The sequence below is a fragment of the Paraglaciecola hydrolytica genome (assembly GCF_001565895.1).
Taxonomy (GTDB): domain Bacteria; phylum Pseudomonadota; class Gammaproteobacteria; order Enterobacterales; family Alteromonadaceae; genus Paraglaciecola; species Paraglaciecola hydrolytica.
Map to the genome: position 1 here is coordinate 51,629 of NZ_LSNE01000005.1, position 18,691 is coordinate 70,319.

Consider the following 18,691-nt stretch of genomic DNA (forward strand, 5'->3'; position numbering starts at 1 on the left):
TTAGAAGATTTTTTGTCGATGAAACTTTTTATGCGAAAAAATCGCTCGTTGTTGTTAACCGATGAAGGTCAAAGCTATTTTCTGGATTTGAAAGAGATTTTTCGCAGCCTGCAAGATGCTACTGAGCGTTTAGTGGCCAGAGGCGCCAAAGGTACTATTACGGTGGCCTTACCGCCCAGTTTTGCTATTCAATGGTTGGTACCGCGTATTAGCCGTTTTAGCCAGCTTAATCCTGATATTGATGTGCGCATTAAAGCCGTGGATTTTGATGAGGGTTTTTTAAGCGATGATGTGGATGTAGCCATTTATTATGGTCGCGGTAAATGGTCGGGGGTCGTCGCAGAAAAACTCCATACAGAATATCTAACACCAGTTTGTTCGCCCTTATTATTCCAGAGTAACAAACCCTTAAGCCAGTTAGATGATTTACGTCACCATGTACTCTTACACGATTCATCGCGTGAGGCGTGGAAGGGCTGGATCAAACAATTTAATATCCAAGGCGTAAATGTTAATCACGGCCCCATATTCAGTCATTCAATGTTAATATTACAAGCCGCGGCTCTAGGGCAGGGCATTGCATTGGGGCATAGTGTTCTGGCGCGACCTGAAATTGAATCAGGCCGTTTGGTTTGCCCTTTTGAAGAAAAACAAATTACCAATAATGCTTATTATTTTGTGTGTCAGCAGTCGCAAGCCGAACTAGGCAAAATAGCAGCCTTTAGGCAGTGGTTGATGGAACAGGTGCGGGAAGATCAGCAAGATGAAGATTTTGTGTAAACCCTTCACCTTGATTGAAACTTAAGTTTGTTGGCCAGCAAAGCTGGCGGGCTGAAATCCGAGCTAAATATGATGCTAAGCTCATGGGGCTTCATTCATATGCCACCGCCGTGTAATTCCAATGATTTTTGGTAAAGCTCTAATGTATTAACCGAATAATTTAACCAAGAGAGATGTATGAAGTTTTATTTAGTCGCTGCAGCAACTAGTGCCATGTTAGCGGTGATCTTAGGTGCGTTTGCTGCCCATGGCCTTAAATCGAGATTAAGCGAAAGCATGTTAGCTGTGTTTCAGACTGGCGTGCATTATCAGTTTTTACATAGTTTAGGCATTATTTTATTAGTTCTACTTTATCGCCAGCACACTCAAAGTTTATTAGTTTGGAGTGCGGGTTTTATGCTGGCAGGTATTGTTTTGTTTAGTGGCAGTTTGTATGCCTTAGCGTTGACACAAATTAAGTGGTTTGGGCCAATTACCCCACTGGGTGGCTTATGTTTTATTCTAGGTTGGGCGATGTTGATCGTAGCAGCCATTAAAAGTGGACAATAATAAATGTTAGGATTATTACTCTATTGCCGTAGCGGTTTTGAAAAAGACCTGGCTAATGAAATCCAAGATAAAGCCAGTCAGCTCAACGTTTATGGTTTTGCTAAAGTAGAGCCTGAATCGGGTTATGTAGTATTTCAATGTTATCAGCCTGATGAAGCTGAAAAGCTGCTTAAAGGTTTAGATTTTTCCCGTTTAATTTTTGCCCGCCAGATGTTTGCCACTAGCGCACTGATTGAGGAAATGGATGTAGTTGATAGGGTCAAACCCATATTGGCTGCCTGTGCAGAGTTTCCATTGTGTGGTGATGTACGGGTTGAATACGCTGATACTACAGATGGCCGTGAACTGTCTAAATTTTGTCGTAAGATCAGCGTTCCTTTGCGACAGCATTTGCGTAAGAACAATAAACTCACTCACAAAGAAAACCCCAATAAGCCGGTATTACATGTGTTTTTTACTGCTACCGATGCGGCTTATGTAGGTTATTCGTTTAGCCATAATAATTCGCCTCTGCCGCTTGGGATCTTGCGTTTAAAAATGCCTCATGATGCACCAAGTCGTTCTACTCTTAAGCTCGACGAAGCCTTTCAAACCTTTATCCCAAAAAACGAGCATGATGAACGTCTACGTGGCAGTTTACATGCAGTTGATTTAGGCGCATGCCCGGGCGGTTGGACTTATCAATTGGTTAGGCGCTCTATTTTTGTTGAAGCCGTGGATAACGGCGCCATGGATAAAGCCCTGATGGACAGCGGTTTAGTCACTTATTGCCCGGAAGATGGCTTTAAATTTAAACCGCGTAAAAACAATATTTACTGGTTAGTGTGCGACATGATTGAGCAGCCACAAAAAGTCGCTAAGTTGATGGCCCAATGGGTAGCCAGTGGGCGCTGTAAAGAAGCCATGTTTAACTTAAAGTTACCCATGAAAAAACGTTATGAATCGGTACAAGAGTCTTTACAAATCATTGACGATGAAATTCAAACCCAACAAGCGGGTAAGTACCAATTACAGGTTAAACATCTTTACCATAATCGTGAAGAAGTGACTGTGCATTTGCGGCTTTTAAATAAATAAATTGTGTAGTAAATTTTTCAAGTTGGTAAAACTAGGCCATAAAGCAACGACCATATTAGAGTCATATTGTAATTGTATGGTTGGGGCGAAATCGCCCAGCCATGCACTGGCTGTCCTATTAGGTCAATGTTAAAACTGTGGTAGTTAAGCAGGGTAAAATACAGACTAAACATTTAAGATTTTGATTTATTGAATAAAACGTGGCATACAGGATTAATAATAACAATGCCTATAAAAATAGTAGTAAATAGCAACCATGACAATTACTCCACACAGGTCTAAACCTGCGACTAAATCAAAAATAAACAAACAAAAACCAATTCGCACCTTTAGTGCAAGTGCATTAAAACGGCGCAGCAAAGCTAAAGAAAGTAAACGCAAAGTGATTATGCATGCCGCACTTGATTTGTTTTCCCGCAGTGGTGTACATGGAACTAGCGTAGAGCAAGTCGCGGCACTGGCCGAAGTCTCAAAAACTAATCTGTTGTATTATTTTAATAGCAAAGAGCAACTCTATATAGAGGTTTTGCAACAATTACTGGATGTGTGGTTGTTGCCATTACAGGGTTTTAGTGTAGAGCAAGATCCCATCGTGGCGATCACTGATTACATCAGGGTTAAACTTGAGTTATCGCGGGATAATCCGGCGGAATCCCGCTTGTTTTGTATGGAAATTATTCAAGGCGCGCCCTTATTACTTAAGGAGCTTGAATCGCCCTTAAAAAATTTGGTGGAGTCAAAAGTTGAAGTTATCAATAGCTGGATTACCGAAGGTAAACTGGCACCCATCGACCCTTACCACCTTATTTTTACTATTTGGGCAACTACTCAGCATTACGCCGATTTTAGGGTGCAGGTTGAGGCTGTGAGTGGTAAAAATCTTAATGATCCAGAATTTTTTGCCCAGACCCTGCACAATATCCAAAATATTGTACTCAATGGCGTAAGCCCTCGGTAGTTTTCAAGGTTAAGCGCATTACAAGAACTGATGTTTACTCAGCTGGTTTTTGAGAAGTCTGAGTTCGCGGCGCATTGTGTTGATCGATTTTTTGTGTGATACAGATTTATGTTTATCCTGCCCTTGAGTTTGATAATTAAGCTGCAAATATGACTCAGTTAAACGTTTGAATGGTTGACTGATGGCCTCTGGCAGGTGTTGTTGTATGTGCAGGCTAAAATCTAGCGGCCCTTGCCAATGTGCGCGAATTTGCCCGTTTTTACCCAGTAAAGTAAGAGCTTTTTGATATAAAGCTTGCACAGGATTAAGACGATTAGCATACCAGTGAGGCATAAAAAACAAGGTTAACAATAAGCCTATTACCGCCACTATCGCCAGACCAAGCATGGCTAGCCGTTGAGGGGTTAACTTGCCGACTATGGCTTTAAATAAATCTTGTTGTTTTTGACTATCAAATCCAAGTACCCAACGACTCCAGTTGTAATCCATGTCGGCTAATAACAAACGCAAGTTATTAAACAGCGCGATATTGGTAAGCCGCGCCAAGGCAAAAGGCGAATCCGCCAAAAAACTCCCTTCTTCTTGCATGGCTTGACGTAAACCAAAGTTGATCCGATCAGGGGCAACTAGGGTAGTTGGGTCAAGTCTTGTCCAACCTGAGTCAGGCAGCCAAGCTTCGACCCACGCATGAGCATCATACTGATAAACACTTAAATATTGCTGCTGTCTGGCTTTGGCCATCAACTCGCCACCCTGATAACCCGCAACAATGCGCGCAGGTATGCCTCCTAGGCGCAAACTGTAAGCTAAGGCACTTGCATAGTGACTGCAAAAACCTGCCTGTTGCTCAAATAAAAAAGTATCAACGGGATCAACAAACATAGGTTTCGGGCGCAGGGTATAGCTAAAGTTTTCTGTTTTAAAATAGTCCAGTAAAACATTAATAAAAGCCTGCTCATGGGGATACTGTTGGCGTAAGGTGCTTACCCACTTTTGAGTGAGTGGGTTACCTTGTGTGGGCAGGCTTAAATTGAGTTTACGATCAAGCTCACTGAGGGGTTGGCGCGGCATCGTTTGCACATAGGAACGCAATGCATACTGATATTGGCTCACCAAAGGTTGGTGACTGATCAATTGAAATTCGTCACTTTGCCATATCTCACTTTGGCTTTTAACTGTGCGTGGTACAGCGATATCCAAAGCATATAACCAATGTTGCTGAGTAGGCTCGGCAATAACATCATAGTCAATACTAGGCCCTGCCACTATAGGTGAAAATTCTTGTTGGACTAATTGTTGGAAACGCCGATTTTGTTTACGCAAGGGATGAATTTGCCAACTCCTGCCGTCAAAATCCTCCATAACAATAGCGCGCCAATAACGATTTTGTTGGGTTGGTGCATTGCCCTCAAAGGTGGCTCTAAAAGCTAATTCGCTTGACTGAGATAGGCGGGCAATATCACCTGGGGTGATTTTATCGGCCAAACCAGTTTCGCTACTTTTTGCTTTTGGGGTTTGCCATAAAGGCGGCAACTGAGGCAGCAATAAAAACAGTAACAAACCAATTGGCAAAGCTTGCAGGCATAACATAGTGAGTTGTTTTAGTTGCTGTTTAACCTTTAGATTAGGGGCATGAAAAAATCCCAAAGCGAGGATCACTGCAAGACTTAACAGCGAATACAACAAGGTAAACGCCATGGATTGTTGGAAGATAAAACCACAACCAAGTAAAAATAATAAACTGACCACTAACTGGTAAAAATCACGCTGGCTACGTACTTGCATCAGTTTTAGTGCACAGGCTAAAACCAGTAAGTTAACCATGCCAATCAAAAAGCCCAGAGGCCAAGCTGAATATATCAGCCCAATAATACTCAGCAGCGCCAGTAAGTTTAAGGTGCGCAGGGTAGGCATATGTTTTTGATAGGCAAAATAAATCGCAATACGGATGGTGACACTGCAAGCGACCAACAGACTGATCCAACCAAGCACGGTATCGAGTAGACTTAAATCAAAAATTATAAGTACAAGGCTGCAGATAATAAAAGCCGGATTGTTTGCCTGATGCTGGCGATCTCGGGCGGCTGATTGTTTTACTTTGTTGCGTTTACTCTTAAATATGAACTTGTGCCACAGTGACATTAGTTAAACCCTGCTTTGTCCGCAATGGTCGGGTATTGTGCTAAAGCAGTCAGACACGCCAGCCGGTGATTTTCGCCCGAAGCAGGAGCGATGCGGATATAGGCTAAATCCAAACCAAATTGCTGATCTGCACGGCTGAGTTCAAGTACTTGAAAACACAATTTGCTGAGTGTCTTTTCAATGTGCTCAGCTGTGCTGTTGTTGAGTGTAAGCCAGGCCACGTTATGACTACTACCATTGAACTCTTTACTTAACATGCCGCGCCCTTTGGCCACCTGTTTCCAGGCTACATGACGTAAAGGCTCGCCAATTTGGTAGGCTTTCAAGTGGGAAAAATCATCTTGATTAGTATTGAGGCTAAGGTTATTTGAGGCTCTTGGTGTTTCTTCACTCGATAAGGGCGCAGGTACAAGTTCGAGCGGGCAGGCTAGTGGTTTGGGAAAAACCAAAATTTTGCGGTTAAAAGCCAAATGAGTCCAACATTTGAACAAGCCCAAGGGATAATAACAACTAAAGGTGATGCGCTCAGCCTGTTGCCAGCCGCGATGCTGGCATGGATAACTCAGGCTAACCGGGTTACTGAAGGCATCGCAGTCAAACCACTGATTGACTTTTTGCCCCATAAATCCGATGTTTACGATACCGTGCATAGGGGTTTTTAGGCTTTTGTCGGCATTGATCCATAAGGGCAAGTAAACATCGTCGCTGGCATAAACTTCGGGGATTTTTCCCATGCTTACTGACAGTCGCGCAAAGTTCACATAAGCGCTAAGTAGATTGACCAAAAACAATGCGAGTAAAAAATAGCACAGCAACAGCATCAAATTATTTTGATAGTTAGTGCCCAATAAAAATAACAGTAAACATAACATTAAATACAGCAGGCCAAACTTGGCCGGAAAGATAAAAATGTTGCGATGATCCAATTGAAAAGCATTGGCGGCCGGTATGCGTTTATCCAGCCATTGGTTAATACGTTGTTGGCTTATGATGTTCACAAACCCGCCTTTAGGCTAAAGGATCAACTGCTTCGAGCAGTGCCTGACTTAAACTGCCTTGGGCATTGATGTCGCTGGAGTTACTGCGCAATCTATGTTCTGCCACGGCAGGTAATATAGCTTGCACATCTTCTGGCAAAACATAATCACGATTATTGATAAAGGCCCAGCATTTTGCTGCGCTTAACAAGGCTTTTGTCGCGCGGGGGGATAAAGGGTTAGCAAACTGCTGACTTTCGCGGCTAAAGGTCACTAAGCGAATAATGTAGTTAAGCAATTCATCTGAAGCATGTACGCCGACAGTGAGTTGTTGGGCTGCGGTAAATTGGGCATAACTCATCACTTCACTGACTTGTGGTTTTTCACCATTATATTGCTGTAACAGCATGGTTTTTTCGGCTTCTCTATCAGGGTAACCCAGTTGGATACGCATTAAAAAACGATCTAACTGCGACTCGGGTAGCGGATACGTACCCGCTTGATGAGCAGGGTTTTGGGTACCAATTACAAAAAATGGTGAAGGTAATGTGCGGGTCACTCCATCCAAACTAACCTGACGTTCTTCCATGGCTTCAAGTAAGGCACTTTGGGTTTTAGGGCTAGCACGGTTTATTTCGTCAGCCAGTACAAGTTGACTGAATATAGGGCCGGGATGAAATTGAAAAGTTTGGGCCTGATTATCAAATATATTGATCCCCAACATGTCAGCGGGAAGCAAATCAGAGGTAAATTGAATACGTGAATACTGCAATCCCAGTACCTTAGCCAGAGTATGAGATAAGGTGGTTTTGCCCATACCGGGTAAATCTTCAATCAACAGATGGCCGTTGGCTAATAGACAAGTGATCGCCAGTTTAATTTGCTGCTGTTTGCCGATCAGGATACGGCTGCAGTGGTGAATAGCTTGGTTGAGAAGTTGTTGGGTCATTATTGTCCGTTTAATGTTGTAGTATGTTTATACTGTAGCCCATCTTACTGAGTTTTAAGATAATTTTGCTTAATACCTGCGTATTTATATTGCAAGGTAAGTTCACCAATCTGAACTCTTTTGCAATTAAACGGTGATTTGCCAATAGCAATCCGTATAATAAAATTCATCGTTAAATTTACCGCAGCAACTCATGAAAACAATCGAAATAGAAGAAGACCTTTACCATTTTATTGCCTCACAAACACAACATATTGGCGAGAGTGCCTCGGATATCTTACGTCGCTTGGTAATGCCAAATTCGCCTGTAGCACCGAAAGCATCCGCGCCTAAGGTGGTCATAAACAATGAGTCAGTCGCTGCTCATGTTACATTTTTAAGTGAACTAGAAAAATTAGATTTGCTGGAAATGCCAAAGGTGGTTAACCGCTTTTTAGCCGTGTTAGGTTTATTACATCATCATCATGCCAGCAGTTTTGCAGGCGTATTAAATATGAGTGGCCGTAATCGCACTTATTTTGCTACCAGTAAAGAGGCGTTATTAGCCACAGGAAGTAGCACCAATCCCAAACAAGTGCCTGATTCAGAATATTGGGTGATTACCAATAATAATACCCAAAAGAAAGTCACTATGATCAAAGAGGTGGCGCTATTATTGGGCTATTCTGGATCTCAGGTAGAAAAAGTGGTTAATTTATTTTGTCCAGAAGAACAAATCACACCCTAATAAAAGGAACGTTATGGCACTTCATCCCCAAGCTGGTAAACCAGCAACTAAGCAGCAGTTAGTTAATGTTGCACGTTTAATTAGCGCGTATTACACCAATAAGCCCGAAACAGGTAATGTAATGCAAGCCGTTGCTTTTGGTACATCAGGACATCGGGGCAGTGCATTTTTAAACACCTTTACGGATACACACATTGCGGCGATTTGTCAGGCTTTAGCCGAGTATCGATTGGGCCAGGGCACAACTGGCCCTTTGTACATGGGCATGGATACCCACGCCTTATCTGAAGCTGCATTTTCTACCGCAGTTGAAGTGCTAGCCGCCAATGGTGTGCATTTGTTGGTGCAAGAAAATCGTGGTTACACGCCCACTCCAGTTATTTCACATGCGATTTTGGACTATAACCAAGGCAAAACCTCAGGCTTGGCTGATGGAGTGGTGATCACGCCATCACATAATCCACCTGAAGATGGCGGCTTTAAATACAATCCTCCCCATGGTGGTCCCGCCGACAGTGATGTGACCAATATTATTCAGCAACGTGCCAATGAACTAATCGCTCAGGATTTACAGGGCGTTAAACGTATGTCATTGGCAGAGGCATATGCTTCTGAATTTGTTAAAGAAATGGATTTTGCCGAAAACTACATTGCTCAGCTTGATCAAGTCATTGATATGCAAGCCATTGCCAAAGCGGGATTGCGTTTAGGAACGGATCCTCTTGGTGGTGCAGGTTTGGCTTATTGGGATAAAATTGCAGCTCGCTACAATATAAAAATTGAGGTAGTGAACAACAATGTAGATCAGCAGTTTGGTTTTATGCGTTGTGACAAAGACGGCAAAATTCGCATGGATTGCTCTTCGCCTTATGCCATGGCTGGCTTAATAGATTTAAAAGACAAGTTTGATATTGCCTTTGGTAACGATCCTGACTTTGACCGTCACGGCATAGTCACTACTAAAAGTGGTTTAATGAATCCCAATCATTATTTGGCTGTGGCGATTAACTACTTGTTTCAACATCGTCCCAACTGGCCACAAAATGTCAAAGTAGGTAAAACTCTAGTATCGAGCAGTATGATTGACCGAGTTGTTGCTAGCTTAGGTCGTGACTTAGCTGAAATGCCAGTTGGTTTTAAGTGGTTTGTACAAGGGCTACTCGGTGGTGAGATTGGTTTTGCTGGTGAAGAAAGCGCCGGTGGGATCTTTTTGCGTCGTAATGGCCAACCTTGGGCTACCGATAAAGATGGCATTATCTTATGTTTATTAGCCGCTGAAATCATGGCGGTGACGGGCAAAGACCCAGGTGAACATTATCAAGAATTGACCAAACGTTTTGCTGCACCGGTTTATACCCGCATTGACGTTGCGGCCAACCATCAGCAAAAACAAGTACTGAGCAAAATGGATAAAAGTGTGATCACTAATACAGAGCTTGCGGGCGAAGCCATTTTGCAAATTCAAACCCATGCGTCAGGTAATAATGCGGCCATTGGTGGAGTAAAAGTCAGTACTGAAAATGGCTGGTTTGCAGCGCGTCCTTCAGGCACGGAAGATGTGTATAAAATTTATGCCGAAAGTTTCAATGGTCAAGCTCATTTAGATGCATTGGTAAAAGAAGCCCAAGCCTTGGTTGATCAAGTGTTCAAAACGGCAAATGTTAAATAGTAGCAGTTGGCTCGTTAATAAAATGTTAAATAATTGAGGTTAGACAGTGAAATGTCTGACCTTTTTTGTTTTTTTAACAAAGATTTAACAGAAACCTTGGAAAAATACTGCTAAAACTACCACCAGACAATTAAAATGTAATTTTATTACTACTTTTTTGGCTCAGAATAACTGAGCATAATGAATATAAAATTGTGACTTTGGATAAGGTAGAGGCAGCAGCTCATGACATCAAAAACGACAACTAAAACGCCAAAAGCTAGATTGAGTACTCCAATCGATAAGAGTATCAAGTTAGATAAAAAAATCATCAAGGATGCCATCGTCAGACATCTGCATTGCAGCTTAGGTACAGATGAAAACAAAGCGAATAATCATGCATGGTGGAAGGCAACTTGTGCCGCAGTACAAGAGCAAGTATTAGAACAATTACGCAAGACCCAAAAATCTCACTATTTAAACGATACTCGCGCAGTACACTATTTTTCGGCTGAATTTTTAATGGGCCGTTTAATGTCGAACAACCTGCACAATCTTGGCATGTTTGAGCAGACTCAGCAGGCTTTAACCGAACTTGGCGTAAACTTAACGGATATCATGGAAGAAGAGCCTGACATGGCCCTTGGCAATGGTGGTTTAGGTCGTTTGGCGGCGTGTTTTATTGATTCATTAGCTACTTTGGATTTACCGGCCGTAGGTTATGGTTTGCATTATGAACATGGTTTGTTTCGTCAAGAAATTAAAAATGGAGAGCAAATCGAGCGTCCGGATAGTTGGCGTGACTATGGTAATCCTTGGGAAATTTGCCGTCCTGAATCTATTCAGGAAATTCCGCTTTATGGATATGTTGAAACTAAATACGGTGACAATGGCCGTATCAAAAAAGAATGGCATCCAGGCCTTATCGTTAAAGGTTTACCTTGGGATATCCCAGTGGTCGGTTATGGCGGCAAAACGGTAAACGTCTTACGATTGTGGCAAAGTCAGGCTTCTGATTATTTTAATTGGGATGTATTTAATGCTGGTGGTTATTTAGATGCACAAAAAGAAAACGTGCAAGCTGAAACCATCTCTAAGGTACTTTACCCCAATGACGAAACCGAAGCGGGTAAAGAGCTGCGCTTAATACAGCAGTACTTTTTCAGTGCGTGTTCACTGAAAGATATTATTCGTCGTTATAAACGTGCTCATGGTGACAACTGGAGCCGTTTTTCTTCCCAAGTGGTAATCCAATTAAATGATACCCATCCGGCTATCGCCATCCCTGAATTAATGCGGATTTTACTCGATCGTGCAGAGCTTGATTGGGATACCGCGTGGGCTATATCCAGTAATACTTTTGCTTATACCAACCATACTTTGTTGCCTGAAGCCTTAGAAAAATGGCCTGCACGCATGTTTGAAAAAATCCTTCCCCGTCACTTAGAGATTATCTATGAGATTAACCATAGATTTATGCTCGAAGTAGAAAAAGTATGGCCTGGTAATGTGGCGATGAAACAAAAACTGTCCATCATCGAAGAAGGCAGCGATAAGATGGTGCGCATGGGTAACCTTAGCGTGGTTGGCTCTTTTAAAGTTAACGGTGTGGCAGAAATCCACTCGGCGCTGGTGAAAAAGAATCTCTTCCCCGAGTTTGATCACATGTGGCCGGGTAAACTGACCAATGTCACCAATGGCATAACACCACGTCGTTGGTTGAAGGCTTGTAATCCTAAATTATCTAATTTGATTGATGACAAGATTGGCAGTGATTGGCCCTTAGATCTGAATAAATTACAAGAACTTGCAAACTACGCAGACAATGCCAAGTTCCAAAAACAGTTTATGCAGATTAAGTTTGAAAACAAACAAGCGTTAGCCATCGAAATAAAAGCCTTAACGGGTATAGATGTTGATCCAAAAGCGATTTTTGATGTGCAAATTAAACGTTTGCACGAATATAAACGACAACATTTAAATTTGTTGCACATTATGGCCTTGTACCGTCGTTTATTGGCTAACCCCAATTACGACATGCACCCGCGTGTCTTTATCTTTGGGGCTAAAGCAGCACCGGGTTATAAGTTGGCTAAGGATATTATCTATGCCATTAACCAAGTTGCCACACGCATTAACAATGACAAACGAGTGAATGGCAAATTAAAAGTGGTGTTTTTGCCCAATTACCGCGTGAGTTTGGCAGAAAAAATCATCCCTGCGGCAGATGTATCTGAGCAAATATCTACAGCAGGTAAAGAAGCCTCTGGTACAGGTAACATGAAACTGTCATTAAATGGCGCGCTGACCATAGGTACGCTGGACGGTGCCAACATTGAAATAGCCGAAGAAGTGGGTGATGAAAACATCTTTATCTTTGGTTTGACGGTAGATGAAATTGATGCTCTGCATAAAACAGGCTACAACCCCTTTGATTATTACGATAACAATCGTGAGATAAAAGCTATTCTTGACTGGCTTGAGACCGATTACTTTACTCCAGGTAAACCAGGAGCTTTAGCCTCGCTTAAACATAGTTTATTGGAAGGTGGTGATCCTTATAAAGTATTGGCAGATTTTGAATCCTATTCAGCGGCCCATGAAAAAGTCGACGCCGCTTATAAAGACACAACACGTTGGGCCAAAATGGCGATCTTAAATTCAGCAAAAATGGGTAAGTTTACCTCTGATCGTTCAATTAAGGATTATGTTGAGCGGATCTGGAAATTAGAAGCCTGTAAAGTAGATGAGTAGAAATTATTACATTTATACCTTTCACTCTTGAAACTGCATGTTTATTGGCTGCACTCTTCGCCATAGCCCTGCAATTCCAATGGTAGGGGGTATATATAATATTTCTTTATGGTCTAAAGCAATGTTATTACGTTATAATTAGGTCTATTAAACAAGCTCAAACAGTTGTTTGGGCTTTTTTTATGGGAAACTTTCGTTAAGATGGACGAATAGTTAAGCCTAATAAATTTATCGACCAGCGAACACTCTTGGAGTGCATAGGATTTAATGAAGAAGTTGCATGATTCGTTAATTAGTATCCCTAATCGACACGTATTTTTAGAGCAAGTTAATCAGTTGATCCAAATCGATCCTGAGCAGTCATTGTTATTGGTTGATGTGGTCAGATTTTCGGATGTCAGCAGCAGTTTTGGTTATGACGTTGGCGATAAAATTCTGTTAGAAATTGCTAATCGAATCGCTAAGTTGTTTCACAGCAAAGCATTGCTTGGCCGCGTAAGTGGAGATATTTTTGGTTTAGTAATTCATGGCTTACATACTCATGATCAACTGCATGCTTTTTATTGCCATTTAGTCGAACACTTTAAAACACCGATATCCTGTGAAGACCATGCTTTTATCGCCGACTTTAATGTAGGTGGGGCGAGTAATCCTCTGAAAAATCGCAATGTTAATAGCTTTTTTTCTTTAGCCGAATCCGCCTTAAAACAAGCCAAAAGTAATAAATTTGATAATTTCCAATATGCTAAAGCTTTTAAGGATCAAAGCAGTGGGCGCTCGTTGGCCTTAAAAGCCGATATCGCTAGAGCGTTTAGCAATGATGAGCTAGAAATCTATTTTCAACCCAAGATTGATCTGCAAAATTTAAAAATTGTGGGTGCTGAATGTTTACTGCGTTGGAATCATCCACTGGATGGCGTTTTGTTTCCCGGCGCTTTAATTGAAGCGGCTGAATCATACAACATGATGAATGAAGTAGGGTATTGGACCTTAGAGCAAGCCTTTAAGAGTGCGGTAACGCTCAATAATTGTGGTTTGGAATTAAAAATATCCGTCAATATGTCACCCACTCAACTCTATGATTTAAATTTTGTCAGTAATTTGTCTCTTTTGGCGGCAAAGTATCAGGTGAACTTCAAACAATTTGAGCTGGAATTAACCGAAGATGTGGCCCTATCCAATTCGTTTTTAGTCAAAAATCAATTAGCGGAAATTCGTGCTTTGGGAATGACTATTGCGATTGATGATTTTGGGAAGGGCTATTCAAATCTTGCTTATATGCGGGATATCGTGATTGATACCATAAAAATTGATAAAACCTTTGTGATGGAGCTTGATCAAACGCCAGTAAATCGCGCGATTATCGAAGCAACCCAGCTTATTGCCAAAGCCGCCAATTGTGGGATCGTGGCTGAAGGGATCGAAACACTAGAGCACTTACATATCCTTAGAGAGATAGGAATAAGTCAGGGACAGGGTTTTTTGTTTTCTAAAGCCGTACCGATTGCGCAATTTATTGAACTTGCCCAACAAGAGTTAATTGTAGGTTCTTCTTTAGTCAGAAAGCAGCGAACTAGCGGCTAATCCAACATCATATTTCAACTTAAACGGCCAGAATAACACTATGTTGAATCACAGCGTGCAGCAAAACAAAGAATTGATTACCTTGTTAAAATCTACTGGTAAGTTTTTACAACTGAGCCGTATGCAACCAGAGTATTTTAGCCAGAGTCTTGAGTTTGTTTTGGATAATCAAACTAAGGTACTTATTACTGCACCAGGCATTATCTGTTTTGAACCTTGTTTGACTCAGGGTAAAGATATTGTGCTGTCGAGTGGTGTACATGGTAATGAAACCGCACCGATAGAAATATGTGAACAGTATGTTGAGCAAATAATACGTGAAGAAATAGTGCTGGCTAACCGTGTACTGTTTTTGTTTGGTAATTTACCTGCGATGGATGTGGGTAAACGTTTTATTGACGAAAACATGAATCGGCTGTTCAGTGGGGCACACAGTGATAACTCTCAACCGGTTAATACCGAGCGTTTGCGTGCTAAACAATTGGAAGAAGCAGTAAGTGCGTTTTATCAGAGTGCAAGCCAATCCAAACAGCGTATTCATTACGATTTGCATACGGCTATTAAGCCTTCAAAAAATGACAAATTTGCTGTTTATCCCTTCAGACATGGTAAACCGTGGAATAAAGCTGAACTGCAATTTTTACTAGCTTGTGGTATCAACACTATTTTATTGTCGGGCAGTGCCACAACTACCTTTAGTTATTACTCCTCTAATACCTTTGGTGCCGATGCCTTTACCGTAGAACTGGGTAAAGTGAAGCCCTTTGGGCAAAATGATATGGGTCAATTCAGTGCAGTTATCCGTAGTTTAAAAGCCTTAATCTGCGGCGCCAGTTTAGAGTTGAAACCCTTTGATAACAGTGATTTTCTGATCTATCAGGTGAATCAAGTTATTAATAAATGTAGTGACGCTTTTCGTTTTACCTTTAGTGATGACGCCGCTAATTTTAGTGATTTTCCTAAGAATTATGTGTTGGCAAACGATGGTGAAATTGAATATCGTTGCCAGTATGATGGTGAGGCGATAGTGTTTCCCAATGCTAATGTAGCTTTAGGTCAACGTGCAGTATTAACCGTGATACCAACCACAATTTAGAGGCTTTAAATGTCGGAATTTAGTTTGGCGCCGCAGTTAGCCGCAGACTGTGAGTGGATAGTTGATTTGGATTTGTGCAAAGTATTGTTACTCAAGGATGCAAATTATCCTTGGTTGGTACTGGTGCCTGAGGTGCCAAATTGTAAAGAAATTATAGACTTATCAGATAAGCAGCAAGCCGTATTTTGGCGTGAATCTGCCAAGGTGAGTCGGGTACTACAGCAGCTATTTACCCCAGATAAGCTAAATATTGCGGCCCTAGGTAATATGGTTCCTCAACTGCATATTCACCATATTGCACGTTATAAAGATGATGTCGCTTGGCCAAAACCGGTGTGGGGACAACACCCTGCAAAAAGTTATGATGCCACTTTATTAACTGAGCGCGTGGCGCAAATTAAGCAACAACTAATGTTATAAGGAAAATAATATGATCATTACCACCACTAATAATTTAGAAGGCAAAAAAATCGAACAGTATATTGGCATCGTAGTCGGTGAGGCCGTAATGGGCGCCAATATGTTTAAAGATATTTTTGCTTCTATCAGAGACATAGTTGGTGGCCGCTCAGGTGCTTACGAAGACGAGTTAACCAAAGCGCGCAAAATAGGTTTTACCGAGTTAGAGCAAGAAGCGCGTGCTATGGGGGCTAATGCGGTGGTAGGTGTGGATATTGACTATGAAGTAGTAGGCAAGGGCGGCAGTATGTTGATGGTCAGTATTAGTGGCACTGCAGTCAAATACGTTGATATCAAAGACTAAATCCTCGCGGTTTTGTTACCGCGACTTGAAGTAGCAGTGTTGTTGACTGTTGCTATTCACCCAACAAAGTCAGTGACTTAGCACTACTTCCAGTCATCATCTTCATCCTTGTCGTAGTTGGCGTTATTGTCTTTAGTTACTTTGGGTAGCGGTCGTTTGGCCGTATCTTTTAACAACAGTAAACTGCCGACTATCATCCCAAGTACCAGTAAACCTACAATGATCATCATCCACATACGTATTCTCCTCGCTTTATTAACTATGGCCTTTGTTTAACACATAACGTTGATAAATGCTGGGTAGATTGTCCAATATCAAGTGTAAACCACCGATATTGTGTTCACTTAGTCGCTTTGTTAGAGCAACAATATCAAAAACCTGCACGGCTTCCTCTGCCAACGGATGATAACTTAAATGCCAAGGCTCTGCGGCCACTCCACCTTTATAAGTTTGATAAGGGCGAATAAAACCAAAGTTTTCAGCATGTTTATCTAGCCAATTATTGAGTGTAAAACACGGGCCATCAGGATCTTGATATTCACTTTGCACTAATTGAAATGGTGCGCCACATTGTTTAACACTGGCACGGTCGTACACATCTAAATCGGTACCCCAGTGATGCCTGCTCGTGCCAGGTAAGGCTGACCAAGTAAGGATGGCATGTAGTTTTTCTTCTTCATTAAGCGAAGAAAACACAAGGGCTTGTTCATTAATATCGAGCAGGACTTTTTCACCTGCCCACTTCTTTTGCCAAATAATTAACTGCTGAGCAAAACCGCGATAAGCGCTGACAATCTGGCAATCAATACCATCTGCCAGCGCTGCCTTTTGCATAGCGTTAAAGGCCTGACAAACCTGAGGCTGTAACTTGTGTTGAAACTGGCACTCAACTAAATGACTGTCATCCAAACCCATCAGGTTAAGCGCGGTGATCATGCCAGTAAACGTCGCAGTATGTCTTGATAGACATCGGTTAACTTATATAAGTCGTCAATTTTCACACATTCATCGATCTTATGAATTGTCGCGTTTACTGGGCCAAGTTCAACCACTTGTGCTCCGGTTGGCGCTATAAAACGTCCATCAGAGGTGCCACCTGCAGTGGATAACTCAGTATCAAGACCAGTACAGTGTTTGATGGCGTCCACAGTGGCTGCCACTAAATCGCCTGAATCAGTTAAAAACGGCTGGCCGTTAAAGGTCCACTTTATTTCATAATCTAGTTGATGTTTTTCAAGGATGGCTGTTACTCGCTCAATAAGCTCTTGATCGGTCACTTCGGTAGAAAAACGGAAGTTAAAACACACGGTTAACTCCCCCGGAATTACATTGCCTGCGCCGGTTCCACCATTAATATTGGAAATTTGAAAACTAGTAGGCGGAAAAAACTCATTGCCGTTATCCCAATGAGCAGAGGCGAGTTCACTCAATGCGGGTGAGGCTTCATGTATGGGGTTACGGGCTAAGTGAGGGTAGGCTACATGACCTTGCACACCTTTTACGACGAGATCACCTGTCAATGAGCCACGACGCCCGTTTTTAACCACATCACCTATTTGCTTGGTACTAGAGGGTTCACCGACAATGCACCAAGTGATTTTTTCATTACGCTTTTCTAAGGTGTCGATGACCTTAATCGTGCCATTGATAAAGGGGCCTTCTTCATCACTGGTAAGTAAAAAAGCAATTGAGCCTTTATGATCTGGATGTTGTTCAACAAAGTTTTTAGCGGCAAGGGTCATGGCGGCTAGGCTGCCTTTCATATCCGCTGCACCGCGACCATATAACATGCCGTCTTTTTCGGTAGCGCTAAACGGTGGCGTTTGCCATTTGCTGGCAGGGCCTGAAGGCACTACATCGGTATGGCCGGCAAAACAAAAAACCGGATATTGGTTGCCCTTACGGATCCAAACATTCTGGGTATCACCAAAATCCATAGCGTCGACTTTGAATCCAAGTGGTGTTAGCAAGCTAGCAAGTAAGTCCATGCAACCTGCATCTTCAGGAGTAACAGACTGACGGTCGATAAGGGCTTTGGTTAAACTTAATACATCATTCATTGGCTAAATATCTCGTGGTATTGCTCAGCTTTAAATCCACAATAATAGTGTTGTTGGTGGATAAGGATAGGGCGTTTAATCATGGCTGGAAATTCAAGCATCAGGCTTAAGGCTGACTCTTGGTTTAGGTCTTGTTTTTGGCTTTCACTCAACTGGCGAAAGGTAGTGCCTTTTTTATTCAGCATCAGTTCCCAGCCCAGATGTTTTTCAGTCTCTTTTAACCACTCAGCAGTAATGCCGTCAGTGCGGTAATCATGAAACTGAAAAGCGATTTCTTGTTGAGTTAACCAGGTTTTGGCTTTTTTAATCGTATCGCAATTTTTTATGCCGTATAAATAAGTCATTTGATCCTTATGATTTTTCCGTCATCCTTGAAACTGCACGTTTGTTGGCTTCACTCATTTGCACTCAATCGCTCTAGTCTCTTAGTGAACTAAGTTCATGGGGGCTTATTCGTTTGCCACCGCCGAGCAATTCCAATAATAAGAGGAATAGTTTAGTTAGGTGACGATCCTGATGTGCAAACTATACCGACAAAGACGTGTTAGGCGAAGTGCAAAATTGGTCTGACTAATAATTTCAGTAAAGGTTTATATAGTTGTTTACTTAGTTGGATTTTTGTAGTCG

18 protein-coding genes are annotated in these 18,691 nt (G+C 41.9%); 11 read left to right on the top strand and 7 right to left on the bottom strand.

The window, feature by feature from the left end:
• The 4 genes from AX660_RS08285 to rutR all read left to right on the top strand — a co-directional run.
• Positions 1-780: transcriptional regulator GcvA (locus AX660_RS08285; protein ID WP_068375490.1), on the top strand; the 780-nt coding region annotated here is incomplete at its 5' end.
• Positions 781-957: 177 nt separating this feature from the next.
• Entirely contained in the window at positions 958-1,329 is a 372-nt protein-coding gene (locus tag AX660_RS08290; RefSeq protein ID WP_068375493.1) for a DUF423 domain-containing protein, read from the top strand.
• Between the two features lie 3 nt (positions 1,330-1,332).
• Positions 1,333-2,406: a 23S rRNA (cytidine(2498)-2'-O)-methyltransferase RlmM gene (rlmM, locus tag AX660_RS08295; protein ID WP_068375496.1), complete on the top strand. Its 1,074-nt coding sequence runs from the start codon at positions 1,333-1,335 to the stop codon at positions 2,404-2,406.
• A gap of 256 nt (positions 2,407-2,662) precedes the next feature.
• Positions 2,663-3,364 carry an HTH-type transcriptional regulator RutR gene (gene rutR / locus AX660_RS08300; protein WP_068375500.1) on the top strand — a complete coding sequence of 234 codons (702 nt, stop codon included), beginning with the start codon at positions 2,663-2,665 and terminating at the stop codon, positions 3,362-3,364.
• Between the two features lie 18 nt (positions 3,365-3,382).
• Here the strand turns inward: rutR and AX660_RS08305 are convergent, their stop codons facing one another.
• The 3 genes from AX660_RS08305 to AX660_RS08315 are packed head-to-tail and all read right to left on the bottom strand — an operon-like array spanning position 3,383 to position 7,432.
• A complete protein-coding gene (locus AX660_RS08305; RefSeq protein ID WP_082768811.1) occupies positions 3,383-5,506 on the bottom strand; it encodes a transglutaminase family protein in 2,124 nt (707 codons plus the stop codon).
• Positions 5,506-6,504 carry a DUF58 domain-containing protein gene (locus AX660_RS08310; protein WP_235594691.1) on the bottom strand — a complete coding sequence of 333 codons (999 nt, stop codon included), beginning with the start codon at positions 6,502-6,504 and terminating at the stop codon, positions 5,506-5,508. The genes AX660_RS08305 and AX660_RS08310 overlap by 1 nt, the downstream gene beginning before the upstream one ends.
• 10 nt (positions 6,505-6,514) lie before the next feature.
• Complete coding sequence (locus AX660_RS08315; RefSeq protein ID WP_068375502.1) at positions 6,515-7,432, bottom strand: AAA family ATPase; 918 nt, start codon at positions 7,430-7,432, stop codon at positions 6,515-6,517.
• 193 nt (positions 7,433-7,625) lie between these two features.
• Here AX660_RS08315 and AX660_RS08320 point away from each other — a divergent pair, with 193 nt between their 5' ends.
• The 7 genes from AX660_RS08320 (at position 7,626) to AX660_RS08350 (ending at position 16,004) form a co-directional block, all read left to right on the top strand.
• Positions 7,626-8,159 carry a Negative modulator of initiation of replication gene (locus AX660_RS08320; protein WP_068375505.1) on the top strand — a complete coding sequence of 178 codons (534 nt, stop codon included), beginning with the start codon at positions 7,626-7,628 and terminating at the stop codon, positions 8,157-8,159.
• A 13-nt stretch (positions 8,160-8,172) separates the two neighbouring features.
• Positions 8,173-9,828 (top strand): phosphoglucomutase (alpha-D-glucose-1,6-bisphosphate-dependent), encoded by a 1,656-nt coding sequence (gene pgm / locus AX660_RS08325; RefSeq protein ID WP_068375507.1) that lies wholly within the window; start codon positions 8,173-8,175, stop codon positions 9,826-9,828.
• Positions 9,829-10,053: 225 nt separating this feature from the next.
• Positions 10,054-12,561: a glycogen/starch/alpha-glucan phosphorylase gene (locus AX660_RS08330; protein ID WP_068375510.1), complete on the top strand. Its 2,508-nt coding sequence runs from the start codon at positions 10,054-10,056 to the stop codon at positions 12,559-12,561.
• 267 nt (positions 12,562-12,828) lie between these two features.
• Positions 12,829-14,145, top strand: coding sequence for a putative bifunctional diguanylate cyclase/phosphodiesterase (locus tag AX660_RS08335; RefSeq protein ID WP_068375512.1), 1,317 nt, complete (start codon positions 12,829-12,831; stop codon positions 14,143-14,145).
• A gap of 40 nt (positions 14,146-14,185) precedes the next feature.
• Positions 14,186-15,241: a succinylglutamate desuccinylase gene (gene astE, locus AX660_RS08340; RefSeq protein WP_068375514.1), complete on the top strand. Its 1,056-nt coding sequence runs from the start codon at positions 14,186-14,188 to the stop codon at positions 15,239-15,241.
• Positions 15,242-15,250: 9 nt separating this feature from the next.
• Complete coding sequence (locus AX660_RS08345; protein WP_068375516.1) at positions 15,251-15,661, top strand: HIT domain-containing protein; 411 nt, start codon at positions 15,251-15,253, stop codon at positions 15,659-15,661.
• Positions 15,662-15,671: 10 nt separating this feature from the next.
• A complete protein-coding gene (locus AX660_RS08350; RefSeq protein WP_068375518.1) occupies positions 15,672-16,004 on the top strand; it encodes a heavy metal-binding domain-containing protein in 333 nt (110 codons plus the stop codon).
• Positions 16,005-16,087: 83 nt separating this feature from the next.
• Here the strand turns inward: AX660_RS08350 and AX660_RS22800 are convergent, their stop codons facing one another.
• Genes AX660_RS22800 through AX660_RS08365 form a run of 4 tightly spaced genes read right to left on the bottom strand, consistent with a single transcriptional unit; the run spans position 16,088 to position 18,408 of the window.
• The gene (locus AX660_RS22800) at positions 16,088-16,240 is read right to left on the bottom strand and encodes a DUF2897 family protein (protein ID WP_235594692.1); all 153 of its coding nucleotides are present in this window, start codon (positions 16,238-16,240) and stop codon (positions 16,088-16,090) included.
• 19 nt (positions 16,241-16,259) lie between these two features.
• A complete protein-coding gene (locus tag AX660_RS08355; RefSeq protein WP_068375521.1) occupies positions 16,260-16,940 on the bottom strand; it encodes a M15 family metallopeptidase in 681 nt (226 codons plus the stop codon).
• Positions 16,937-18,064 (bottom strand): succinyl-diaminopimelate desuccinylase, encoded by a 1,128-nt coding sequence (dapE, locus tag AX660_RS08360; RefSeq protein ID WP_068375524.1) that lies wholly within the window; start codon positions 18,062-18,064, stop codon positions 16,937-16,939. The genes AX660_RS08355 and dapE overlap by 4 nt, the downstream gene beginning before the upstream one ends.
• Positions 18,061-18,408 (bottom strand): ArsC family reductase, encoded by a 348-nt coding sequence (locus AX660_RS08365; protein WP_068375526.1) that lies wholly within the window; start codon positions 18,406-18,408, stop codon positions 18,061-18,063. Before AX660_RS08365 ends, dapE begins: the two co-directional genes overlap by 4 nt.
• Positions 18,409-18,691: the final 283 nt, after the last annotated feature.